Source organism: Rheinheimera pacifica (assembly GCF_900108485.1).
In the GTDB taxonomy this organism is placed as follows: domain Bacteria; phylum Pseudomonadota; class Gammaproteobacteria; order Enterobacterales; family Alteromonadaceae; genus Alishewanella; species Alishewanella pacifica.
In genome coordinates this window covers 243,316-267,966 of record NZ_FNXF01000005.1, presented here as the reverse complement: position 1 = coordinate 267,966, position 24,651 = coordinate 243,316, and the positions used below count along the sequence as shown (strand labels likewise).

Sequence of the window (24,651 nt, the reverse complement as noted above, 5' to 3'; positions counted from 1 at the left end):
GAGAAGTACCCGGTGGTGATTAAATCCTGGCGCAACAAATGGCAAACGCTATCAGCCTATTTTAAATACCCTGACTACGTCAGAACGGCTATCTACACCACCAATGCCGTGGAAGCCGTGCATCGCCAGTTCCGTAAACTGACCAAAACCAAGGGCGGATTCGCCAATGAAAACAGTTTGCTTAAGCTGCTTTATGCCGGTATCTTGCAGGCATCTGAGCGTTGGACACACCCGGTGCAAAACTGGAATCTGACGCTGTCACAGCTGTCGATACACTTCGAGGGGCGCTTAGACGCTCATATCGACCTGTGACCAAGCTGACACAGAATATTGAACACCCTCTTATCCGATTATGCCTATCTATGCCGTCTGTCTTTATTCGTCGTGTGGCGCAGCCATCACGGCTTCTTCATTTGGTTTGCCATTGATGCCAGAGCGCATCGGATGATTTTTTTGCATGGAGAGTAAAAAATGTTGAAAAAAAACTTAGCCCTGAGCGTAGTTTATGCGTTGACCCTGGCAGGTTTGTCCGCCTGTGGTGGTGGCTCTGACAGCGCAACAGATACATCGGTTTCAGTACCAACACCAACACCAACACCAACACCAACACCAACACCAACACCAACACCAACACCAACACCAACACCAACACCGGCAGTGGCTTCCGGTTTTGCCAGCAGTGTGTATATCGCTGAAGTTCGTGGCGTTACCGATATCGTTGTCTTAGGTGATAGTTTGTATCTGTCTTCTGTCGATGAGGACAGTCGTCAAGTGTGGGCACGTTTTGACAATGTTATTGATGCCGTTAGTGGAAACAAGATTGTTGACGCGTCTGGTTTTAGTATCAGTGGCAATACTCCCGTTGGTAGTGCGAAGTTCAATGCTAACATGACGGTAAATGAAACAGGTTTAATTACCAGGCTGGCTACTGTGGGCATTGGTGAGGAATTCTTCGGTGGTAACTTTTTACCGTCATCTGTGAGTATGGTTACTAATCTGCATCAACTCAATGCTGCTTGGGTAGAGCCTGATTTCTCTGTTTTTACAATTGACAGTGCTTTAACGTTGTCAGCGAAAGACAAGAGCGGCTGCGATATTTCAGGCACATTAACCGCTGAAAGTAACGTGTTTGCTGCTGCATTGAATTATACCAACTGTGCTCAGGCCGGCTCTTATGAAGGCGTACTGTGGGCTTATGAATATGACGATGTAACATACTTGAGCTGGGTAGCTTTTGACGACGATAATAAAGTTGTTAGTGCAAAATTAGATACTTTCACGTCTCAGCAAGAGCATCTCGCCCTGAATGGTCAACTGAGCACTCAACTTTATGTCAATAATTCGATTGTGGCAGATGATGTGTTGATTGTGCGCGGTGATAAACTTCATTACTTAAAAGGCACTAAAGGCATTCAGGCAGGAGATTTTTTCTTCGAACATACTCAACCTGTCGTAGATGCAAATGCCGTGGTTGTTGAAGGCTATGGCTATTCTTGGATGAATAATGCAGTTGTCGCTGAAATGGCAATTTCTGCGCCTATGCGTAAATATTCACCTTTCAGAGGCGAAATTGCGGATAAAAGTGTCGCAGGAATAAAAATGACGTTTTCGGTAGCGGTTGCAAAGCAGGTCTTGGACAATATTAAAGGTACTTGGGGTAATATTTCTATAGCAGACAACGGTAGTATAACGGGAACATTCAGCGATAAAACTTGCACAGTGTCCGGCGTTGCCTCAGATTTTGTATCATCAACTGCTGAGATAGAATTGACGCTGTCAGGGTGTGATCTTGCCAATACATACACCGGAGCTATTGCCGGATATGAGAAAGATGGCAAGGAAACACTAGCTCTTCTTGCGTTTTACTATGATGAAGTGGCAAATACTCTGAGTTATATAAGGTTGTTTACGAGTCGCTAATACCTAATGTTTAATTAAAAAACGGCTTGATAATCAGGCTGTTCTTGCAGGTTGTTGATAAAGTTCTGTTCACAGAATCAGGACTTTAATCTAGTTGAATAAGTTAATTTGAAGGCATAAGCCCTATACTGAAAACTCCCTATCTTCGGCACGATCAGTTGAAAATGGCTGTGCTCGCAGATCACAGCTTCACAAAAACAACTTCCGTCTTTAAAAGTAAGAGGTATTAATCCGAAACCGCAGCTGTAATAAGCTGCGGTTTTTAGTGTACCGACAGAAAAAAGCCCGCATAAAGCGGGCTGAAAAATCACCAGGAACGGTGGGTTTAGAAATCGAAACCGACAGATAACTGTAAGCGACGCGGATTATAGAAGCTACGTGCTTCGCCAAAAGTGGTATTGGTTACAGTAGGGTCAAAGTTATAACCGGTCTGACGGTCAAATACGTTGAACAGATCAGCCCGGAAACGCAGCACATATTTATCTGCCAGCGTAAAGTTTTGTGTATAGCTTAAATCCAGTTGCCAATGGCTTGGGCCGCGTCGGCTACCAGCTGGTTCTGCAAAGCGGCTGCTGCTAATGGTTGAGCCATAATAACTGCCATCCCAGGCTTCCCAGGCTGCGCCAGACTGGTAAATAAAGTAGGCGCCTACATTGGCTTTCCAGTCAGTGGTGTAATAACCAAACACTTTGAATAAATGCGGTTTATCTGCTGCCAGGGTGCCGTAGCGGTTATCCCACGAATAACGGCCAAAGCCATCACCATACAATGAAGAGCCTAAGAAAGTGTTGGCATCATTGCTGGTGGTGGTGTTGTCCTGATCGAAGTTACCGTAGAAGTGGCTCCAGACATAAGAGGCATTCAGGTAAGTGCGGTCACCGAAGTATTCGGCTTCTACGCTGACCTCCCAGTATTTGGTCTGGCCGTCATCTACTTCAGCGATGACATAGGTAGTAGGTGATGCGGTGCCTATACCGTCCATCCGCTCAGCCAGATCGGGGATATATAGCCCTTTCTCGGCGATATGCGCTGGCACACCTGGTGCCTGGCTGCTTGCCGGATACGGGGCAATACGGCCATTGTTGGGCATATCTTCCCAAAAATGCGAGCCGTAACGGTAACGGGTATGGCCGCGTAATTGCAACCGGTCGGTAATGGCTTTGGTGGTACCCAGAGTAATTTCATCAATGCGATGCGGCTTCATATTATCGGCAAATAACTTACCGGACGAACCGCTGGCTGCACCAGATGCGAGGAAGTTACCATCAGCATCAAAATAACTTCTCAGTGATGCCTGAGTATTACGATCCCATGAAGCTGCGCGGGCTAAAGAGCTGGCTTCCGGGTTGTAACTGGCATAGTTAGCGAAAACAGTATCATCACCATCATAACGCCAGGTAACGCCCAGCCTAGGCTGAATCATATCTTTCCAGTCAAAAGAATACATTTTGTACTTTTCGCCACGCGCCAGTTCAAAGCCCGAACCATTAGCAGAGTTAGGGCTTAAACCCTGGCCGTACAACGTATCTTTACTGATCAGCACACCAATGTTGTAGATAAAATCACCGTGTTCAATGGTGTCATTAATCTCCAGGTTCAGTGACTTAATAGATGAGAATATCGGCGATACCGTTTGGCCTTGCTCGTTTAAAAAGCTCATTTGCTCAGTGCTGGCAACATAGTACACATCGCCACTGTTGATGCCGGTAACGGTACTATCTAATGCCAGATCAGCTCTGCCACCGTTATAGGTAATGCTACCCCAGCCATTTGACAGCCGGCTTAGCTCTTCTTCACTTTCGTTGTATTTCAGGCCAATATGAATACTGTGAACCACGTTATTACCGATAATTTCGTGGTCCAGTGCCAGCTCTATGCTGTCACGGAAAAAGTTCTGGTTATTAAACTGCGAATAGGCGCCCACGCCGCCGCCACCTTTTCTGATACCATCTTCAACGTAACCATAGCGGTCAATTAATACCTGTGCGCCGGGATTAAACACCGCCGCTTGCGGGTTATCGGCGGCTAATAGCGAGGGCACGTTGATATAACCCATTTGCTCCAGGTTATTAATATCCAGTGAAGCGCCGGCCTCAGGTACCAGGCTCAATATAACATCAGGCCGGCTGGCAGTTTTCAGTTCAAACTTACTGGCCTGAAAACTAAGTGTGGTGTAGTCGCCCAGTATATAGGTGCCATCAAAGGTAAATATTTTTTGAGCTGCAGTGCCGCCTACTGACACTGAATCTGCTTCAAACTGGCGAATACTGTCACCGGTCTCTTCTTTGTCAGAGTCACGATAGCTGGCGTTTAACAGTAAATCATCAGTAGCGGCCCAGGTTAACTTACCGAAGTATTCATCACGCTCGCTTTTATAAGGTTTGACATCACCGTAAGCGGTAACTCTGCTGCTGCCTTCTTCTTCCGGCCGGTAATAAGAGCCATAGAAAAACAGCCGGTCTTCAATTAACGGCCCGCTAAGGCTGGTGGTCAGCCAGGTTTTATCTTTGTCTTCAATAACGCCATCTTCCGGCGTAGCAGAGAAGCTTTTATTCTGAATTTTATAGTCGATATTGCCTTTGAACTCGTTGGTACCCGATTTAGATTTACTGTTAATCGCAAAACCACCAGAGCGGTTAAAACCTATGGCTTTAGCACCACCACGTTCAATCGATACCATTTCAATATCATGGGTAGAAGGCTCAGACGCCAGGTTACCAAACAGCGGCATGGATACATCAACACCGTCGAAACCGTATTTGTTATGTGCACCTGAACCGCCAGCTGCCGGGCCAAGTACCGACGCTTCAGAATATTGCACGCCGGGCACGATTTTCAGCATATCGCGGTAATCCTGGCCAATAGGCAACGAGCTGACCACTTCAGCCCCCAACGAGGTACCCAGTGCAGCATTGGTCGATTGCGCCATCAGTGGCGAGCCGATAATCTGTATGGTTTCTATACCTGCAGTACGTGGCTCCAGATCGACATTAACGTTAGCTGTTTGGTCCAGTAGTACATCTACTTCCATGGTTCTGACAGAACCATCGGCAGCAGTAATGGTCAGGGTATAGCGGCCAGGAACCAGCAGCGGTAAGTTAAAACTGCCATCTTCACGGGTTTGTACAGTACGCGGGCGGGGCAGTACCGGGCTGGATGCTACTACGGTAACGCCTTCAACTGAGATGCCGGTTTGTTCGGTCGTTACTTTACCTCTGATACCACCTGCTTGCTGAGCCAGGGCCGGAGCACAAGCTAACATGCCCGCAAGTACAAAAGCAGATACGGTTTTCGGTGAGCTAAAAGCGCGCTGTGTTGCGCAGGCTAAGCGGCTTTTAGCCAGGGTATGCTGTGTTGACTTCATCACTTTCTCTCCTGGATTTACAATTGTGTCTTATTTTTTTATCGCTATCCGTTTGTCGGGTTCTGATTGCCCGTTTCTGATGTTTGTTGGCAGATGTTTATTTTCTGCTCAAAATTAACATAGCAATATTTTATTTCTTTTGAAAATAATTTATGCTGATTTTTCAAAATAATTGGAATATTTCATTCCTTGGCAGTATGGTTATGCCAATTGCTGAGTGAAAAAAGCGTGAAAAACAACGTATTTAAAGGAGTGTGGATGAGAAAGCTGTTATTACTGCTGTGTTGCTGGTGCAGTGCTACTGTTGCGGCCTTTGCTGAGGAACAGTTTAGTACCGATGTGCCCCTACTGCGGCAAGAACAGCTGAACAGCACTTTTTGGCAGACGAAACTAAGCGGCGCCGACAAACTGCTATTAAGTACTGAAGAAATAGCCGGGCGTAATCAGCAAACTTTTAACCAGCAGAGCGAAATGCAGCTGTTGCAAAACCTGCCCACGCATTACAGCAAAGCTGAGCTGACGGCTATTTTACAGGCAGTCAGCAGCGTACCTGAAGCGCCACGCTTTTATGCCGATGGTAGCGAGGTAACGCCAAAGCAGTGGCAAGGCTATACGGCATTGCTGGCGCAAAAACAGCTCAAACCACAAACGGCGATACAGTTTGGTTTGGTGGTAAAACGCACTGCGCTGCGGGCATTTCCTACCGATGACCGGGTTTTTAATGCGCAATTAAATACCGACCTTGACCGCTTTGCCGAAACGGCACTGTTTGTGGCCGATGCCGTGGCGGTGTTGCATCAAAGCCTGGATAAGCAATGGCTGCTGGTACGCAGTTTTAATTATACCGGCTGGGTGAAAGCTGCCGATATCGCCATTGGCAGCAAAGAGCAGGTGTTTGCCTATACCGCTAAGGCACCTTTTTTGATCACTACTGGTGCTAAGGTTCGCACTGCTTATAATCCTGAAGTGGCTGCTGTGTCTGAATTACAGCTGGATATGGGCATTCGTTTGCCGCAACTGAGTGCGGCTGAAACCGGTTTTAATGTACATGGCCAGAACCCGGCAGCCAGTTATATAGTGCAGTTACCGCTGCGCCGCAACGATGGCAGCCTGGCCTTTACGCCAGCGCTTATTCCACGCTCAGAAGATATGCATCAGGGCTATTTGCCGTTTACTGTCAGCAATATCGTGGCGCAGGCGTTTAAGTTTTTAGGGGAGCGCTATGGCTGGGGCCATGATTACAATGGCCGCGACTGTACCGGTTTTATTGGCGAAATTTTTCGCAGCTTTGGTTTTTTAATGCCGCGTAATTCCGGCCAGCAAGGTAATGGCACTTATGGCCGCAATATACGGTTTGACAGCCACAGCAGTAAAGATGACAAGTTAACCGCCATACAGCAGGCACAGGTGGGTGATTTACTGTATTTCCCCGGCCATGTATCACTGTATCTGGGCATGCTGGATGAACAGCCGTTTATGATCCACGATGTTAACACCCTGGTATATCCGACAGCCGACGGCGGGCTTTATGTCGGTACCCTGAACGGTGTAGTGGTTACGCCATTACTGCCATTACATGCCAATCCGGAGCAATCTTATCTGGATGCACTCTATGCTATTAAATCACTGCGTTAACAGAGGCAACTATGAAAATAACTGATATCAGACTGGGTATGTTACGTGTGCCTCTGAAAACCCCGTTTAAAACCGCACTGCGCACCGTAAATACCATTGAGGATGTGGTGGTGATGGTGCAAACCGATACCGGCCATATTGGTTATGGCTCAGCACCTGCAACAGCGGTGATCACCGGCGATATTCATGGCTCTATTATTGAAGCTATCCGCACTGTGATTAAGCCTAAAATTGTCGGGCAGGAAATAGCTGATTTAAATCATATTATCCGCCTTATGCAAAACTGTATTATGAAAAACTACAGCGCCAAGGCGGCGGTAGAAATGGCAGTTTATGACTTGTTCGCGCAGCTATATAAAGCACCGCTATATAAAATACTTGGCGGCGGTGTGCCTAAAATAACCACTGATATTACTATCAGTGTGGATTACATCGACAAAATGGTGGCCGACTCGTTAAGCGCTATTGACCGGGGCTTTGAAACCTTAAAGGTGAAAGTAGGTAAAGATATTGGTGTCGACATTGAGCGGGTTAAAGCTATTTATGCTGCAGTGGAAGGCAAAGCGTTAATCCGCCTCGATGCAAATCAGGGCTGGAGCGCAAAAGAGGCGGTATATGCACTGCATAAACTAGAGGATGCCGGTGTCCGGCTGGAACTGGTAGAGCAGCCGGTAAAAGCCTATGATTTAGAAGGTTTAAAGTATATTACCGAGCGCGTTCATACGCCGGTAATGGCCGACGAAAGCAGCTTTGGCCCGCGCGAGGTAATTGACCTTATTAAAATGCGTGCTGCCGACATTATTAATATTAAGTTGATGAAAACCGGCGGCATTGCCAATGCCATTAAAATTGCCGATATCTGCTCGTTTTACGATATGCAATGCATGATAGGTTGTATGCTGGAAGGTAGCATCAGCGTTGCCGCTGCAGTGCATGTGGCGGTAGCAAAATCAGATGTGATCACCAAAATTGATCTGGACGGGCCGTCGCTGTGCTTGTTTGACCCGGTAAAAAGCAGTGTTAAGTTTAATGATGCGGATATTACTATTGAAGATGCACCTGGGCTGGGCATAACCGCTATAGACGGGCTGGAAATGCTGCCATAAGGCTGTTACAGGTTTTCCAGCAAATCTGGCAGCTTACTGTTTTCTTCCAACTGATAATCATTGTTCAGCTGCTGGCACAGCAATAAGTACAGAATATGGCACAGGTGCTGCTGTGCCAGTTGCACCAAGATCGGGTTAAGCCGCACATTTTCATCGCCATGTAACACAAACAACGCCAGATCAGCAGCCAGGCTCAGCGCATTGGTTTTATAGCTGGTAAGGCTGATAATGCGAATTTGCCGCTGGCGGGCAAATTTGGCCAGTTTCAGTAAATCATTATTCTGGCCAGAATCAGATATCAGCAGCAGCACACTATTGTTGCCAAGCATACTGGTTAGCTGCAAGGTAACGGCCGGATCACTGTTAGTCAGTGCCAGTTTACCCAATTGCAGCAAGCGGTATTGCATATCATGAGCCACGATGCCGGACTGGCCAAAACCCGCTATCAGAATTTTATCTGCCTGTGACAGCAAGTCGGCTACATCCAGCAAGGTTTTTTCGGTGTTAATTTCCAGTAAGGCACGAAAATGATGCTGCAGGCTAAACTGCAGTTGTTCTACCAGCGTCAGCAATGTATTGGGCTGCGGCTTGTGTTCATTAGTGTCACGTTGCAGGGTAGATGCGGTAATAACAGCTTCACTTACCGCCAGTTTTAAATCCGGGTAACCTTTGTAGCCCAGTTTCTGGCAAAACTTTACTACGCTGGACTGGCTGATCCCCACCGCATCTGCCAGTTGCTGTGAGGAATAATCGCGCAGCAAATGCGCATTGTCTAAAATAAAATCTGCCAGCTTACGCTCAATCACTGACATTTGTTCCAGCATGCCGCGAATTTTCAGTAAACACACCATAGTACGATCTTCCTTTTGGCTGGCTGCTGCAGTGAGCGAGAATTTGTTATTAATACTTAGTTTCAGTATTGAATAATTTATTCTGACTTGGCAAGTCACTGTTGCAAAAAGCGCTAACACAATATCGGCCTGGCGATGTTTAAGCTGTTTTGATCTCACTGCCTGATCTGCACTCCACTTTTTTCCACCAAAATCATCACCTTTGCTACAGAGCTTATTTTTACTGTGGTTGCAATCGATCAATACACACTGTTTTTACCTTGACAAGGGGGAAAGCGGCGCCCTAAACTGTATCGTTGTGGGGATTTGTGGGTAATAGTGGATCAAATTGGGTTACCCAGAAGCCAAAACCGTTAAATTACATACTCAGGAAGCTTAATGTTTCGTGGCTCATTTACGTTGACACTGGACGAGAAAGGCCGGTTAGCGCTACCCGCGCGCTACCGAGAATTTCTGCTGTCTGATTGTCAGGGCCATCTGATCTGTACTATTGACCTGCACGACCCCTGCTTATTGTTGTACCCGCTGGCCGAGTGGGAAGAAATAGAAGAAAAACTCAAACGCCTGTCCAGCTTAAACCCGCAGGAACGCCGTTTACAGCGTGTGCTGCTGGGTAATGCCACTGATTGCGATATGGACAAAAGTGGCCGTATTTTATTGCCTGCTCCGCTTAGGCAACACGCTGGCCTGACCAAAGGTATCCGCCTGGTTGGCCAGTTAAATAAATTTGAAATCTGGGATGAAACAGCCTGGCATGAGCGGCTTGCTGCAGATATTGCATTAGAGCAGGCTCAGGCCGGTGACGTTGAATTGTCAGAGCGATTACAGGACTTTGCACTGTAAAATGACTACTGTGGCGCATATTTCCGTTCTGCTGCAAGAAGCACTGGACGGGCTAGCAATAAAACCTGACGGCTGTTACCTGGACGGTACTTTCGGCCGCGGTGGCCACAGCCGGGCTATTTTGTCCTTATTGGGCCCGCAAGGCCGTTTATTTGCTATAGATCGCGACCCCACCGCGATAGCAGCTGCCGAGCCACTTAAGGCAGATCCCCGTTTTCATATCACCCACAGCCCCTTTGCCGCCCTGGCAACTATCGCTGAGCAGCTGCACATCACCGGTGCACTTGATGGCATTCTACTCGATCTTGGCGTGTCCTCCCCACAACTGGACGACGCTGATCGTGGTTTTAGTTTTATGCGCGACGGCCCGCTGGATATGCGGATGGACCCCAGCTCAGGCATCAGTGCCGCCAAGTGGCTGGCTGAAGCCGACGTTGAGGATATCAGTTTTGTATTGCGGGAATACGGCGAAGAAAAGTTTGCCTGGCGTATCGCGCAGGCCATCGTCGCTGCGCGCGCAGAAACTCAGATAACCCGCACGGCTCAGTTGGCAAAGCTGATAAGCGACAGCGTGCCCAAAAGCAATAAAGAGAAAAAACACCCGGCTACACGCAGCTTTCAGGCGATCCGTATTTATATTAACAGCGAGCTCGAGCAGGTAAACCAGGCCTTGCAGGCTGCAATGCAGGTGCTAAAACCCGGCGGCCGTTTAGTAGTGATCAGCTTTCACTCACTGGAAGACAGGCTGGTTAAACAATTTATGCGCCGCTATGCCAAAGGTGAGCCTGTACCACGCGGTATACCGCTGACCGCTGCCCAGATGCAACAGCGCACCGAACTTACGTTGATTGGTAAAGCCATTATGCCATCTGAGCAAGAGCTTGAAGCCAATCCCAGAGCGCGCAGTGCTGTGCTGCGCATAGCAGAGAAGCAGCGCCATGAGTAATATCAGCCTGCATCGCTTAATTGGCCAGGACTGGCGCGCACAAAAGTGGCTGGCGCTGATGCTGCTGGCGTGTATTGCCTCGGCGTTGACGGTGGTGCATTTTGCCCATTTAAACCGCCAGCTAACCATAGCGCAGGACGGTTTGTACCAGCAGCGCGACCAGCTGGATATAGAATGGCGTAACCTGCTGCTGGAGCAACGGGCGTTGTCTGAGCACAGCCGGGTGGAAGACATTGCTCGTAACAAATTGCAAATGATACGTCCTGCCGGTGAGCAGGATGTTGCGGTGACACAACCATGAGCCGGGCAAAGAAAACGCCTCAGGCTAAAGCCAGAACATCACCGTCGGTGCTGGGCTGGCGTTTTGCTTTTGTACTGCTGAGTTTAACAGCCGTTTTTACTGCTTTGGTAGTTCGCGCCGCCTGGCTGCAGGTAATAGAGCCTGACATGCTGGTAAGCCAGGGCGATGCCCGCAGCCTGCGGATAGAGTCGAACAGCGTGCTGCGCGGCATGATAGTGGATCGCAACGGTGAAGAGCTGGCAGTCAGTGTTGCGGTTGAAGCTATCTGGGCTGATCCGAAAGTAGTGATTGAGCGCAATGCCGCAGCCGATGAGCGGCGCTGGCATGCACTGGCGGAAATACTGCAACTGACACCGGCACAATTATTAAGCCGGATTGGCGATAACCCACAGCGCCGTTTTGTTTACCTGCAGCGCCAGGTTAACCCGGCGGTAGTCGACTATGTCAAAAAACTTAAAGTGCCGGGTATTTATTTTCGCCAGGAATCACGCCGTTATTACCCGGCAGGTGAAGTTACCGCACAGCTGCTGGGCTTTACCAATGTGGATGACGTTGGCGTAGAAGGCATCGAAAAACGCTTTGACGAGCTGCTAACCGGTACAGCAGGGCGTAAAGTATTTCGTAAAGATGCCAAAGGCCGTGAAATTGAAGTGATTGAACGCGCCCAGGCGCAGGCACCGGGCAATGTGCAGTTAAGTATTGATCAGCGTATTCAGTCGGTAACGTACCGCGAGCTGAAAAAAGCCGTACTGGCACACGGTGCTACTTCAGGCTCAGCTATTGTGGTGGATGTATTAACCGGAGAAGTGCTGGCGATGGTTAACAGCCCATCGTTTAACCCGAATAATCGCCGTAATACGCCGTCTTACCTGTTTCGCAACCGCGCCATTGCCGACACCTTTGAGCCAGGTTCAACCATGAAGCCGCTGGCGGTATTAAGTGCGCTGGAGTTTGGTTCAGCCAAACTAAACGAGGTAGTGAACACATCGCCGGGCTATATGCGTATTGGCGGTAGTTGGGTGCGTGATGCTAACAACTATAACAACCTCAGCCTGACCGGCATTATTCAGAAATCGAGCAATATCGGTGTCAGTAAACTGGTGCTGGATATGCCGGTAGAACATGTTATTGGCCTGTACGCCAATATGGGGCTGGGCATGGATACCGGCCTTGGCCTGAACGGCGAAAGTGGCGGTATGTTAAGCCATCGCCGGCGCTGGTCTGAACACGAAAGAGCAGCGATGTCGTTTGGTTATGGCCTGTCTGTTACCGCGGCCCAACTGGCAAAAGTGTATTCCACTATTGCTAATGGCGGCATCAGCCGGCCACTGACTATTTTAAAAAATGAACAGCCATCTCCTGGCGCACAAGTGCTGACACCAAAGCATGCCGCAGCGATGCTGGAAATGATGGAAGCCAATATTATGCCGGGTGGCACCGCCACCCGTGCAAAGGTTAAAGGTTATCGTGTTGGTGGTAAAACAGGTACTACGCGTAAATCCATTGCCGGTGGTTACGGTGATGACTATGTCGCTTCATTCGCTGGGGTCGGCCCGGTGTCTAACCCGCGGCTGGCATGTGTAGTGGTAATTAACGAACCAGCCGGTGACTTTTACCACGGCGGTGAAATTGCCGCGCCGGTGTTTGCCAATATTATGGGGGCAACCATGCAACTACTTAACCTGGCCCCGGATAGCAACAGCCAGCCTAAACTCTCTGCCGTAACGGGAGGCCGCAATGCCGGTTAATGCCCGCAGCTGGTTAGCTGCTTATGCTATCAAAGCACCCGATGTTCAGGTGCAACAATTACAGCTGGATAGCCGCAAAGTAGGGGCCGGTGATGTCTTCCTAGCCATACCGGGTGTGCAGCAGCATGGCAGCCAGTTTATTGACAAAGCATTTGCACAGGGCGCGGCCCTGGTGTTGACCGACAATGGTAGCTATGCCGACGAGCGCATTATGGTAGTACCGCAGTTAAACCAAATACTGCCGCAGCTGGTTAGCGCGTTTTATCAGCAACCGGCCACGCAACTGCAACTGGTGGGTATTACCGGTACTAACGGTAAATCCAGCATAGCGTTTTTTATTAATCAGCTGGCAGAGTTGCTGGCTACTAATGCTGCGGTTATCGGTACTCTGGGGTATGGCTATTATCAAAAGCTAACCACCTTACCTAACACCACACCACATTTTGTTGATTTACAACGAATTCTGGCAGAATTTGTTAGCTCAGACGTGAAGCTGGCTGCGATGGAAGTGTCGTCCCATGCGTTAGTGCAACAGCGGGTTGCCGGTTTACATTTCAACGTGGCGGTGTTTACCAACCTGACACGCGATCATCTTGATTACCACGGCACTATGGCCGAATACGGTGCTGCCAAAGCACTGCTGTTTAAACCCGAGCTCAGTCAGGCTGCGGTTATTAATGTATCCGATGAATTTGGCCGTGCTTTGGCTGCGCAGTGTGTAAACCCGCTGTTTGTTTATGGCAAAGCAGAAGACTGCAATGGCTTTGAGCGTTATCTGGCGTACTCAGATGTTGTGCCTATGGTTAATGGCTATCAGGTCCGTCTTAGCAGCCATTTAGGCGAGTTCAGCCTGCAACTGCCATTGCTGGGCGAGTTTAATATTCAAAACGTGCTGGCCGCTATCGGCGCTCTGTACCTGCTGGGCCAGCCGCTTAATACGCTTATTGCGGCGGCAGCGCAGTTAAAAGCCGTACCCGGCCGTATGGAGCAGTTTATATTTCCGCAGCAGTTTACTGCGGTTATCGATTATGCCCATACCCCCGATGCACTGCAGCAGGCATTACAGTCGTTACGTATGCATTGTGCCAGCCGTCTGTGGTGTGTATTTGGCTGCGGCGGCGACAGAGACCGCGGTAAACGGCCGTTAATGGGCCAACTGGCAGAGCTGTTTGCCGACCATATTATTGTTACCGCCGATAACCCGCGCAGCGAAGATATAGTGGCAATTTGCGAAGAAATTGCCGCAGGCATGAGCCCGGATGCCAGTTACCAGATAGAGCCTGATCGCAAAGCTGCCATTAAGCTGGCGCTGGCCAGTGCACAACCTGGTGACATAGTGCTGGTTGCCGGTAAAGGACATGAAACAGTGCAGATTATTGGCGCGGAAGTACGCCAGTACGACGAGCGCGCTTACTTGCAGCAACTGGTTGCGGAGATGTCATTATGATTAGCTTACGCTGTTCCGACATAACTGAAATTTTAAACGGCAGCCTGCACGGTGATGATGCCACCGTAACATCTGTCAGCACCGACAGCCGTAGTATCAGTGCCGGTGAGTTGTTTATTGCCTTAAAGGGGCCGAATTTTGACGGCACGGCTTTTGTGGCCGAAGTTAAAGCCAAAGGCGCCATAGCAGTAGTAACAGAGCAACAGGTGTCTGAGGCAATCAGCCAGATTGTGGTACAAGACACCCGCCTGGCCCTGGGGCAACTGGCTGCGGCCGTAAAAGCCAGGCTGGCGCCAAAAACCATCGCCGTTACCGGCAGTGCCGGTAAAACCACCGTTAAAGAAATGATGGCAGCCATTTTAAGCCGCCGTGGCCAGGTGTTATCCACGCAGGGTAACTTTAATAACGATATCGGCGTGCCACTCACCATGCTGCGCCTGACAGAAAAACATAACTATGCCGTGCTGGAGCTGGGCGCGAATCATCAGGGCGAAATCGCTTATACCACGTCACTGGCTAAGCCGGATGTTGCCATTATTACCAATGTTGCCGCATCACATTTAGAAGGCTTTGGGGATGTATACGGTGTAGCACGTGCCAAAGGCGAAATTTTTAACGGTTTGTCTGCAAACGGCCTTGCCATACTGCCAGCCGACAGTGAATACCGTGATTATTGGTTAAAACGGCTTGAAGGTAAAACGGTAATGCAGTTTTCAGCTACCGGGCCAGCCGATTATTATGCCCAAGGCATAGTGCTGGACACACAAGGGTGTGCCGGTTTTGAGCTTATCTGCCCGACAGGCCGCCAGTTTATTCAGCTTACCATCCCAGGGCGGCACAATGTCGCCAATGCACTGGCTGCTGCCGCTGCCTGTATTGCCGTTGGCGCCACGCTGACCGATGTGCAACTGGGGCTGGCACAAATGCAGGCAGTAAAAGGCCGTACTAATGTCAAAATGGTTAACCCGCAACTGCGACTGATCGACGATAGCTACAATGCAAATGTCGAGTCGGTTAAAGCGGCAATTGACTTACTGGCGTCTTATTCCGGCTACCGGGTATTGGTATTAGGCGACATGGCAGAACTGGGCGCAGACGCCCGTTTATACCACGAAGAGATTGGTTTATACGCAAAAAAATCAGGTATTAATCTGTTGTTCACCCTTGGCGTGTTATCACAGAGCGCCAGTGACTTGTTTAATGGACAAGGCGCTCATTTCAGTTCGCGTCAGGCGCTGTTACAGCGGCTGTTGCCGATAGTGTCAGAACAACAGGAAGTCACCCTGCTAGTGAAAGGTTCGCGTAGCGCGAAAATGGAATTAGTCGTGCAAGACTTGCTAGAAAGATGTCAGCAGGAGAACAGCCCATGCTAGTTTGGTTGGCCGAGTATTTAACCCAATACTACAGCTTTTTTAATGTATTCAGTTACCTGACGTTTCGCGCCATACTGGGTATTTTAACGTCGTTACTATTAAGCCTGTATTTAGGGCCTAAGCTTATTGCGCGTTTACAACTGATGCAAATTGGCCAGGTGGTACGTAACGACGGCCCGCAAAGCCACTTCTCGAAAAAAGGCACACCTACCATGGGTGGCCTGCTGATCTTAGGCTCAGTATTGCTAAGCACCTTGTTATGGGCAGATCTGGACAACAAGTATGTCTGGGTAGTGCTGTTTGTGCTGATAAGTTTTGGCTGGATTGGTTTTGTTGATGATTACCGTAAAGTGATCCGCAAAGACCCCAAAGGCCTGATTGCCCGCTGGAAATACTTCTGGCAATCGCTGTTTGCCATTGCTACAGCCGCCTTTTTGTATTTTACCGCCGATCGCCCGGCCGAAACCGCGCTGTTAGTGCCGTTTCTCAAAGACGTCATGCCACAGCTGGGCCTGTTGTTTATTGCGCTAAGCTATTTTGTCATTGTCGGCACCAGTAATGCAGTCAACCTGACCGACGGCCTCGATGGCCTGGCCATAGTGCCCACCATTATGGTGGCGTCGGCGTTTGCCATTATTGCTTACGCCAGCGGCAACGTGAATTTTTCCGGTTATCTGAATATCCCTTATCTGCCCTACGCCGGTGAGCTGGTGGTGGTGTGCGCTGCTTTGGTGGGCGCAGGCTTAGGCTTTTTATGGTTTAACACCTATCCGGCGCAGGTATTTATGGGCGATGTTGGCTCATTGGCGTTGGGAGCGGTACTGGGCGTTATCGCCATTCTGGTACGGCAGGAAATAGTGCTGTTTATTATGGGCGGTGTGTTTGTCATGGAAACGCTGTCGGTAATTCTGCAGGTAGGCTCTTACAAATTGCGCGGCCAGCGTATTTTCCGCATGGCGCCGATTCACCATCACTATGAGTTAAAAGGCTGGCCTGAGCCGCGCGTGATTGTGCGGTTCTGGATTTTATCCATCATCTTTGTGCTGGTGGGCCTTGCCACCCTGAAACTGAGATAACGATGACGTTAACGGAGACACAGAGTTTAATGATGCAGCATTTAGCGAAAAAACGCATTGCAGTTGTGGGGCTGGGCCTGTCGGGTCTGGCCACTGTGCGTTTTTTGTTAAGCCTGGGCGTTAAACCTGTGCTGATGGACAGCCGTAGCAAACCCGCCGGTATTGAACAAATTGCCGCAGAAAAAGTAGATGGTATTTATTTAGGCGAGCTTGATGCCAACCGGCTGGCCAAGATGGACATGATTATTTTAAGCCCGGGGTTATCGCCAACGCATCCGGCTATCCGCTTTGCGGTGGCACAAGGCGTTGAACTGCTGGGCGATGTTGAGTTATTTGCCCGCTTTAACAGCAAACCTGTGGTGGCAATTACCGGCTCTAACGGCAAATCTACCGTGACGATGCTGGTAGAAGCCATGCTCAAATGCAGTGGTATAAAAGCACTGGCGGCAGGCAATATCGGTTTGCCGGTGCTCGATGCTATTGCTCAACAAGACATCGATGTGTTTGTGCTTGAACTGTCCAGCTTTCAGCTGGACACCACAACAGGCCTGCATAGTGTGGCCAGCTGCATTTTAAATGTCAGTGCTGATCACCTCGATCGCTACCGTGATATGGCGGCTTATGCGGCGTCTAAACAGCGGGTATATCAACATACCCAACTGGCGGTATTTAATTTAGCTGATAGTGCTACCACGCCTGAAAGCGGTGCGCATACGCTGGGTATCAAGCTGGCCGATTCCGCCTACGGCATTAGCGTTGTTGACGGTAAACGTTGGTTAAATGTGGCCGGTGAACCGCTGTTACCCATTAGTGACATGACACTGTTTGGTGCACATAACGAATTTAATGTCCTGGTAGCCTGCGCCTTAGCACTTGCAGCCGGTGCCAGCCGGGCAGGTTTAATCAGCGCGCTAAAACAGTTTGTGTCTTTGCCGCATCGCTGCATTTTAGTGGCGGACAAAAACGCCGTGCGCTGGATCAACGACTCTAAAGCCACCAACATCGGCGCTACGCTGGCGGCTATTGCCGGTTTGCGCCCGGCGGTAAGCGGCAAGCTGATTTTAATTGCCGGTGGTGATGGTAAAGGCGCCGACATGGCCGAGCTTAAACCCGTGCTAGACAGCGACGTTCAGCAGCTGATTACCCTGGGGCAGGATGGCCCGGCGATAGCCGCGCTTAAAGCTGGCAGTATTCAGGTAAAAACGATACAGGACGCAGTAAAAGCTGCGGCAAAGCTGGCTGCGCCGGGCGATATGGTATTACTGTCACCTGCCTGTGCCAGCCTGGATATGTTTAAAAGTTACGCAGACCGTGGCGAGCAATTTGCCGCCGCTGTTAAGGCGGAGGTGCTATGAAACAGCTGGCACTGGATACGCTGAAAACTCAGCTGCAAAACCCGCTGCACATTATTACCAACTGGTGGAATGCCGACGATGGCGCCGCCTATGACAAACTGTTTCTTACCTTGCTGCTGCTTATTCTGGCGGTGGGTGTGGTAATGGTTACCAGCGCGTCGGTACCGGTTGCAGCCCGGCTGCATGGCAATGAGCTGCATTTTACTATCCGCCATCTGGTGTACCTGGGGCTGGGCTTTTCTGCAGCCTTAGTGGTAATAAATATTCCGGTGCAATGGTGGCACAACAGCAATATGTTACTGCTGTTTACCGGGCTGGCACTATTGATAGCGGTATTGCTGTTTGGCCGTAATGTTAATGGCAGTACCCGCTGGTTGGCCATTGGTCCTATTGGTTTGCAGTCGGCCGAGCCGGCCAAGCTGTTCTTCTTTGTTTACCTGTCCAGTTACCTGGTACGGCGCCATGAAGAAGTGCGCGAAAATTTAAAAGGCTTCTTAAAACCCTTGTTGGTGTTATTCGCCTTTGCCGTACTGCTACTGATGCAGCCGGATTTAGGCACAGTAATTGTGATGTTTGCCACTGCTGTGGCCTTGCTGTTTCTGGCAGGCGCCAAATTATGGCAGTTCTTTGGCCTTATTTTTACCGGGTTAATGGCGATTGGTGTACTGATTATATACAGCGAATACCGCTGGAAACGGGTGACAGCATTTCTGGACCCCTGGGCCGATCCGTTTGGCAGTGGTTATCAGTTAACACAGTCGTTAATGGCATTTGGCCGCGGCGGCTGGTTTGGTCAGGGCCTGGGTAACAGTATTCAGAAGCTGGAATACCTGCCGGAAGCCCATACTGATTTTATTCTGGCGGTGATCGCTGAAGAAACCGGCTTTATCGGCGTAACCCTGCTGTTAGCACTTATTTTTATGCTGGTATACCGCGCGCTGTGGATAGGCCAGCGTGCTTTGGCAAAAAATATGAGCTTCCACGGCTTTTTGGCCTATGCACTGGCAATCTGGATTGGTTTTCAGTCGGCGGTAAATATTGGGGTGGCTACCGGCGCTTTACCTACCAAAGGTTTAACGCTGCCGTTTGTCAGCTCTGGCGGCAGCAGTTTAATTATTATGCTGGCCACTGCCGCATTATTACTGCGGATAGATTTTGAAGTGCGGCTAAAAGGCAAACACGCCATCAGCGGAGGCCGCAATGACTAAACCGCGCATTCTGATTATGGCAGGCGGCACCGGTGGTCATATTTTCCCGGCGCAGGCCGTGGCTACAGCGCTGTCGGCAGCGGGCTGGCAAATTCACTGGCTGGGTACGGCTAACCGGATGGAAGCGACGTTGGTGCCGCAATTCGGCTGGCCATTTCACGCTGTTAACGTTGCCGGGCTGCGTGGTAAAGGGGTGTTGTCTTTGATAACCGCGCCCTGGATGCTGCTTAAGTCGTTATTACAGGCACGCCAGGTGCTTAACACCGTGCAGCCGGATCTGGTGCTGGGTTTTGGTGGCTATGCCAGTGGCCCCGGTGGTGTGGCCGCCTGGTTAAAACGGCTACCGCTGTTTATTCACGAACAAAACGCCGTAGCAGGCAGCACCAACCGGCTGCTGGCTAAACTGGCCCGCAAGGTGCTGGTAGCCTTTCCTGCTGCTTTTGCTGGCCATGCCAAGCAACAGCTGGTGGGTAATCCGGTGCGGGCAGAGCTTATCAATATTGCCACCGCACATGATTACAGCGGCAGTTTAAAAGTATTGGTCGTGGGCGGCAGCTTGGGGGCGCAGGCATTAAACGATAAATTACCGGCCATTTTTGCCAAAGCAACGCAGGCTGGTGTACTTGAAGTGCGCCACCAAACCGGTAAAGCCATGCAACTGCAGACAGAACAGCAGTATCAGCAACTGGGCAATACCAATTTAACCGCGCAGGCCTGTGCATTTATTGACGATATGGCGCAGGCCTATGCCTGGGCCGATGTAGTAATTTGCCGTGCCGGGGCCTCTACCGTTAGTGAGCTGGCGTGTGCCGGTGTGGCGGCAGTGTTTGTACCGCTGCCAAGCGCGATAGATGATCACCAGAGTGCTAATGCACGCTGGTTAACTGAACAGGGTGCAGCGTTGTTGCTGGCGCAGCACGAGTTAACGGAACAACGCTTGCTGCCGCTGCTGCAGCAATGGTTACACAGTAAAGCACCGTTACAGCAAATGGCCGTCAAAGCGCGTGCCTGTGCGTTGGATCATGCTACAGCACAGGTAGTGGCGCTATGTCAGCAGGTAGTAGGTCAGCAAGTAACAGGACAGAATTTATGATAAGTACACCGCAACAGAAAAAACTAGCCATGCGCCGTGTTGAGCGTATTCACTTTGTTGGCATTGGTGGTGCCGGTATGGGCGGTATTGCCGAAGTACTGGTTAATGAAGGTTATAACGTATCGGGCTCCGACATTGCACCCAATGCTGTTACCGAGCGCTTAATTACGCTGGGCGCAAAAGTGCTGTTTGGCCATGATGCCGGCCATGTTAACGGCGCCAGTGTAGTGGTAGTTTCAAGTGCTATCAACAGCAACAACCCGGAAGTGGCCGCCGCGCGCGAGTTACGTATTCCGGTGGTGCGCCGTGCAGAAATGCTCGGTGAGCTAATGCGCTTTCGCCACGGTATCGCCGTCGCCGGTACGCACGGTAAAACCACTACCACCAGTTTGCTGGCGTCTATTTTCGCCGAAGCCGGTACCGATCCTACTTTTGTTATTGGTGGCTTGCTTAATTCAGCCGGTTCTAATGCGCGGCTGGGTAGCGGGCGCTATTTAATTGCCGAAGCCGACGAGAGCGACGCGTCTTTCCTGCATCTGCAACCCCTGGCTACGGTGATCACCAATATCGAAGCTGATCACATGGACACCTACCAGGGCGACTTTGAAAAGCTAAAAGCTACTTATCTGGAATTTTGCCACAACCTGCCATTTTACGGCGTGGTAGTGGTATGTATCGACGATCCGGTGTTACGCGCGCTGATACCGCAAATCGGCCGCACCGTGCTGACGTACGGCTTTAGTGACGACGCTGATTTTGTCATCAGTGAATTCAGCCAAAGCGGCACCCAAAGCCGGTTTGTGATCACCGACAACACTATTGGCGACAACAGCGGTAATCAGCGTGAAGTCATACTGAATTTACCCGGTAAACATAATGCGTTAAATGCCACTGCCGCCTTTGCGCTGGCACTGGACGAAGGTATCAGCGAGCAGGCCATACTGGCTGCGCTGAGCAAGTTTGAGGGCATAGGCCGGCGTTTTCAGCAGTACGGTGAATTTGATACCGGTAACGGCAAAGTACTGCTGCTGGACGATTACGGCCATCACCCAACCGAAGTGGCGGCCACTATTGCTGCGGCACGGGCTGCCTGGCCGCAGCGTCGTCTGGTTATGGCTTATCAGCCGCACCGCTTTACCCGTACCCGCGATTTGTACGAAGACTTCGCCAAAGTGCTGTCCACGGTAGATAAGCTGTTGCTGCTGGAAGTGTATTCAGCCGGAGAAGCGCCTATCGCCGGGGCTGACAGCCGCAGTTTATGCCGCTCTATCCGCGCCCGCGGCACGCTGGACCCGATTTATGTTGCCGAGCCCGCCGAACTGGCTGCCAGCCTGGCAGGTGTGCTGCAGGATGGGGATGTAGTGCTGACACAAGGTGCCGGCAATATCGGTGCTTTAGTGAAAAAGCTGGCTGCTATGCAGCTGAATATTGAACAACTTAAAGCCAGCGCAGGAGTACAGGCATGAGTAGCAATGTAAAGGCTTTTGGTAAAGTCGCCGTAATGTTTGGTGGTAACTCCGCCGAGCGCGAAGTGTCGCTACGCTCTGGCTCGGCAGTATTAAAAGCACTGCAAGATGCCGGTGTAAATGCCTTTGCTTTTGATCCACAAACCCAGTCGCTGGCTGAACTGGCGGCCAGTGCAGCTCAACGGGTATTTATTGTGTTACACGGCCGTGGTGGTGAAGACGGCAGCATGCAGGGCGCACTGCAACAACTGGGCTTACCTTACACCGGCAGCGGTGTACTGGGTTCAGCGCTGGCGATGGACAAAATCCGCTGTAAATGGCTGTTTTTGGCGCAACAGCTGCCAACGGCCCCTTTTGCCGTAGTACACAACAGCGACACCGACTTTGCCGGTTTGCTGGCCAGCCTGGGCGGCAAAGTAATGGTTAAGCCAGCCAATGAAGGTTCCAGCATTGGTATGAGTGCCGCCAGCACGGCAGAAGAGCTGGAGCAGGCCATTAGTGCTGCCCTGAAATACGACAGCGAAATTTTAGTTGAACGCTGGATAAATGGCCGCGAGTTTACCGTCGCTATGTTAAATGGTCAGGTACTGCCGGTAGTGGAAATGCGCACACCCCGCGCATTTTATGACTACGAAGCCAAATACCAGGCTAATAACACTGAATATTTATGCCCGGCGCCGTTAAGCGCAGAGCAAACCGCCGCGATGCAAGACACAGCGCTTAAAGCGTTTAATGCGGTGGGTGCATCAGGTTGGGGCCGGGTAGACATTATGCTGGACCAAAGCGGCCAGCATTATTTACTGGAAGTAAACACTGTGCCGGGTATGACAGAAAAATCGTTGGTACCGATGGCCGCTAAAGCCGCTGGCCTGAGCTTTCAGCAATTGGTACTGGCAATACTTAACCAGACCGAAGGAACAAAATAAGCATGAACTGGCGCCTGCCTCAGCTGCAATTTAAACAACGCCCGGCATTTTATGCCGGAGTGTTGTTTTTTATTGTGGCAGTAGCAGCGCTGGCCTGGACAGGAACGAAAATCAGCGACTGGATGCAAAGCCAGCAAAGTGCGCCGGTACGTCAGGTGCGTTTGTACGGTGATTTTCATCATATCGATGCCACCGTCCTGCACCAGACATTGCAACAGCAGTACGTGGGTAACTTTTTTAGTGTGAACGTGGATCAGGTGCAGCAGTTCCTGTTACAGCAACCCTGGGTATATCAGGTGGCCGTGCGCAAACAATGGCCTGACGCCCTGGTTGTGGTTGTAACAGAACAACGACCGGTAGCAATCTGGAATCAGCAGCAATTGCTTAATACACAGGGTGAGGTTTTTCAGGCGCCCGTAGAACAGCTGAAAACAGCATTGCCAATGTTAACCGGCCCCGAAGGCAGCCAACAGGATGCACTGGCCATGTTCCACCATATGCAGGGCCTGCTGGCTCTGCATAAATTTAATGCTGTGGCGCTGGGATTAACCGAGCGTTTTTCCTGGCAGGTAAGCCTGAGCAACGGTGTTGCACTAAAGCTTGGGCGTGAAGACACTTTAAAACGGTTACAGCGCTTTATTGAGTTGTATCCGGTGATCAGTAAACACAAAACCGAAGCCGTAGCCGAAGTAGATTTACGCTACGACACCGGTATAGCGGTGCGTTACAGCACTGAACAAAAGAGAAAAGCATGACTAAGTCGTTGGATAGAGATCTGATTGTTGGCCTGGATATCGGCACCGCCCAGATAAAAGCGGTGGTGGGCGAAATTACCGCTGATGACCGCTTAAGCATTGTTGGCGTAGGTACGCATGTATCCCGCGGTATGGACAAAGGCGGCGTGAATGATTTGAATCTGGTGGTACAGGCTGTGCAGCGCGCCATTGATGAAGCTGAGCTGATGGCAGATTGCCGTGTGTCTTCGGTGTATTTAGGCATTACCGGTAAACATATCCGCTGCCAGAATGAAAGCGGCATGGTGCCGATTAACGACACTGAAGTGACCGCAGAAGACGTCGCAAATGTGATCCATGCTGCTAAATCCGTGCCTATTTCGGCCGAGCGGCGCATGTTGCATGTGCTGCCGCAGGAATTCTCGGTAGATATGCAAGAAGGCATTAAAAGCCCGGTGGGTATGTCTGGTGTGCGAATGGAAGCCCGGGCGCACATTATTACCTGTGCTAACGATATGGCAAAGAACATTGAAAAGTGCGTTGAGCGCTGCGGCCTGCAGGTCGATCAGCTGATTTTCACCTCGCTGGCCTCCAGCTACGCGGTGCTGACCGACGATGAAAAAGAGCTTGGCGTCTGCGTAGTGGACATGGGTGGCGGTACTATTGATATCTCTATTTATACCAATGGTGCGCTGCGCCACACCGCGGTTATCCCGGTAGCCGGTAATCAGGTTACCAGTGATATTGCCAAAATTTTCCGCACGCCGCTAAGCCATGCCGAAGACATCAAAGTGCAGTACGCCTGTGCACTGCGCAGCATGGTGGGGAAAGAAGAAAGCATCGAAGTGCCAAGCGTTGGCGGCAGGCCGGCACGGTCTATGTCGCGCCATACGCTGGCCGAAGTGGTAGAGCCGCGTTATCAGGAATTATTTGAGCTGGTGCTGGAAGAAATTCGCAGCTCTGGCCTGGAAGAGCAAATTGCTGCCGGTGTTGTGCTTACCGGTGGTACCGCCAAGATGGAAGGTGCGGTGGAATTTGCTGAAGACATTTTTCAGATGCCGGTACGGGTAGGGCAACCTATGCATGTTACCGGTTTAAAAGAGTACGTACAGGACCCGGCTTATGCCAGCGTGGTAGGGCTGTTGTTGTACGGTAAAGATGCACGCACCCAGCAGAAAAAAAATGTTGATGTGCGCGATTCAGTAAGTAGCTTCGTCAAACGGATCAGCAGCTGGTTCAAAGGCGAATTTTAAGTTAGT

20 protein-coding genes are annotated in these 24,651 nt (G+C 50.4%); 18 read left to right on the top strand and 2 right to left on the bottom strand.

The window, feature by feature from the left end:
• Both BLW68_RS09375 and BLW68_RS09365 read left to right on the top strand, forming a co-directional pair.
• Positions 1-312 (top strand): transposase (locus tag BLW68_RS09375; RefSeq protein WP_143039919.1); only part of this gene is annotated, 312 nt, incomplete at its 5' end.
• A gap of 159 nt (positions 313-471) precedes the next feature.
• Complete coding sequence (locus tag BLW68_RS09365) at positions 472-1,920, top strand: hypothetical protein (RefSeq protein ID WP_143039939.1); 1,449 nt, start codon at positions 472-474, stop codon at positions 1,918-1,920.
• 325 nt (positions 1,921-2,245) lie between these two features.
• Here BLW68_RS09365 and BLW68_RS09360 read toward each other — a convergent pair whose 3' ends face one another.
• Positions 2,246-5,284: a TonB-dependent receptor gene (locus tag BLW68_RS09360; RefSeq protein ID WP_092792607.1), complete on the bottom strand. Its 3,039-nt coding sequence runs from the start codon at positions 5,282-5,284 to the stop codon at positions 2,246-2,248.
• Between the two features lie 258 nt (positions 5,285-5,542).
• Between BLW68_RS09360 and BLW68_RS09355 the strand changes: the two genes are divergently transcribed.
• Together BLW68_RS09355 and BLW68_RS09350 are read left to right on the top strand one after the other, a co-directional pair.
• The gene (locus BLW68_RS09355) at positions 5,543-6,919 is read left to right on the top strand and encodes an SH3 domain-containing protein (protein WP_092792605.1); all 1,377 of its coding nucleotides are present in this window, start codon (positions 5,543-5,545) and stop codon (positions 6,917-6,919) included.
• An 11-nt stretch (positions 6,920-6,930) separates the two neighbouring features.
• Positions 6,931-8,025, top strand: a complete 1,095-nt coding sequence (locus BLW68_RS09350; RefSeq protein WP_092792603.1) for a dipeptide epimerase — start codon at positions 6,931-6,933, stop codon at positions 8,023-8,025.
• Between the two features lie 5 nt (positions 8,026-8,030).
• Here BLW68_RS09350 and BLW68_RS09345 read toward each other — a convergent pair whose 3' ends face one another.
• Positions 8,031-8,876, bottom strand: a complete 846-nt coding sequence (locus BLW68_RS09345; protein ID WP_092792657.1) for a MurR/RpiR family transcriptional regulator — start codon at positions 8,874-8,876, stop codon at positions 8,031-8,033.
• A 378-nt stretch (positions 8,877-9,254) separates the two neighbouring features.
• Here BLW68_RS09345 and mraZ point away from each other — a divergent pair, with 378 nt between their 5' ends.
• From mraZ to ftsA, 14 genes are read left to right on the top strand one after another with little or no spacing between them, the layout of a single operon-like run.
• Positions 9,255-9,719, top strand: a complete 465-nt coding sequence (mraZ, locus tag BLW68_RS09340) for a division/cell wall cluster transcriptional repressor MraZ (protein ID WP_068233371.1) — start codon at positions 9,255-9,257, stop codon at positions 9,717-9,719.
• Position 9,720: 1 nt separating this feature from the next.
• Positions 9,721-10,665: a 16S rRNA (cytosine(1402)-N(4))-methyltransferase RsmH gene (gene rsmH, locus BLW68_RS09335; protein ID WP_092792601.1), complete on the top strand. Its 945-nt coding sequence runs from the start codon at positions 9,721-9,723 to the stop codon at positions 10,663-10,665.
• Positions 10,658-10,966, top strand: coding sequence for a cell division protein FtsL (ftsL, locus tag BLW68_RS09330; RefSeq protein WP_092792599.1), 309 nt, complete (start codon positions 10,658-10,660; stop codon positions 10,964-10,966). The genes rsmH and ftsL overlap by 8 nt, the downstream gene beginning before the upstream one ends.
• Complete coding sequence (locus tag BLW68_RS09325; RefSeq protein WP_092792597.1) at positions 10,963-12,714, top strand: penicillin-binding transpeptidase domain-containing protein; 1,752 nt, start codon at positions 10,963-10,965, stop codon at positions 12,712-12,714. Before ftsL ends, BLW68_RS09325 begins: the two co-directional genes overlap by 4 nt.
• Positions 12,704-14,161, top strand: a complete 1,458-nt coding sequence (locus BLW68_RS09320; protein ID WP_092792595.1) for a UDP-N-acetylmuramoyl-L-alanyl-D-glutamate--2,6-diaminopimelate ligase — start codon at positions 12,704-12,706, stop codon at positions 14,159-14,161. The genes BLW68_RS09325 and BLW68_RS09320 overlap by 11 nt, the downstream gene beginning before the upstream one ends.
• Positions 14,158-15,534, top strand: coding sequence for a UDP-N-acetylmuramoyl-tripeptide--D-alanyl-D-alanine ligase (locus BLW68_RS09315; RefSeq protein ID WP_092792593.1), 1,377 nt, complete (start codon positions 14,158-14,160; stop codon positions 15,532-15,534). The genes BLW68_RS09320 and BLW68_RS09315 overlap by 4 nt, the downstream gene beginning before the upstream one ends.
• Entirely contained in the window at positions 15,528-16,610 is a 1,083-nt protein-coding gene (gene mraY, locus BLW68_RS09310; protein ID WP_092792591.1) for a phospho-N-acetylmuramoyl-pentapeptide-transferase, read from the top strand. The genes BLW68_RS09315 and mraY overlap by 7 nt, the downstream gene beginning before the upstream one ends.
• Positions 16,611-16,612: 2 nt before the next feature.
• Positions 16,613-17,965, top strand: a complete 1,353-nt coding sequence (gene murD / locus BLW68_RS09305) for a UDP-N-acetylmuramoyl-L-alanine--D-glutamate ligase (protein ID WP_245728306.1) — start codon at positions 16,613-16,615, stop codon at positions 17,963-17,965.
• A complete protein-coding gene (ftsW, locus tag BLW68_RS09300) occupies positions 17,962-19,173 on the top strand; it encodes a putative lipid II flippase FtsW (RefSeq protein ID WP_092792587.1) in 1,212 nt (403 codons plus the stop codon). The genes murD and ftsW overlap by 4 nt, the downstream gene beginning before the upstream one ends.
• On the top strand, positions 19,166-20,266 hold the full coding sequence (gene murG / locus BLW68_RS09295) for an undecaprenyldiphospho-muramoylpentapeptide beta-N-acetylglucosaminyltransferase (RefSeq protein ID WP_092792585.1): 1,101 nt from the start codon (positions 19,166-19,168) through the stop codon (positions 20,264-20,266). Before ftsW ends, murG begins: the two co-directional genes overlap by 8 nt.
• Positions 20,263-21,732: a UDP-N-acetylmuramate--L-alanine ligase gene (gene murC / locus BLW68_RS09290; RefSeq protein ID WP_092792583.1), complete on the top strand. Its 1,470-nt coding sequence runs from the start codon at positions 20,263-20,265 to the stop codon at positions 21,730-21,732. Before murG ends, murC begins: the two co-directional genes overlap by 4 nt.
• Positions 21,729-22,658 (top strand): D-alanine--D-alanine ligase, encoded by a 930-nt coding sequence (locus tag BLW68_RS09285; RefSeq protein ID WP_092792581.1) that lies wholly within the window; start codon positions 21,729-21,731, stop codon positions 22,656-22,658. Before murC ends, BLW68_RS09285 begins: the two co-directional genes overlap by 4 nt.
• A gap of 2 nt (positions 22,659-22,660) precedes the next feature.
• Positions 22,661-23,413, top strand: a complete 753-nt coding sequence (locus tag BLW68_RS09280; RefSeq protein ID WP_092792579.1) for a cell division protein FtsQ/DivIB — start codon at positions 22,661-22,663, stop codon at positions 23,411-23,413.
• Entirely contained in the window at positions 23,410-24,645 is a 1,236-nt protein-coding gene (gene ftsA / locus BLW68_RS09275; protein WP_092792576.1) for a cell division protein FtsA, read from the top strand. The genes BLW68_RS09280 and ftsA overlap by 4 nt, the downstream gene beginning before the upstream one ends.
• The last annotated feature ends 6 nt before the right edge of the window (positions 24,646-24,651 follow it).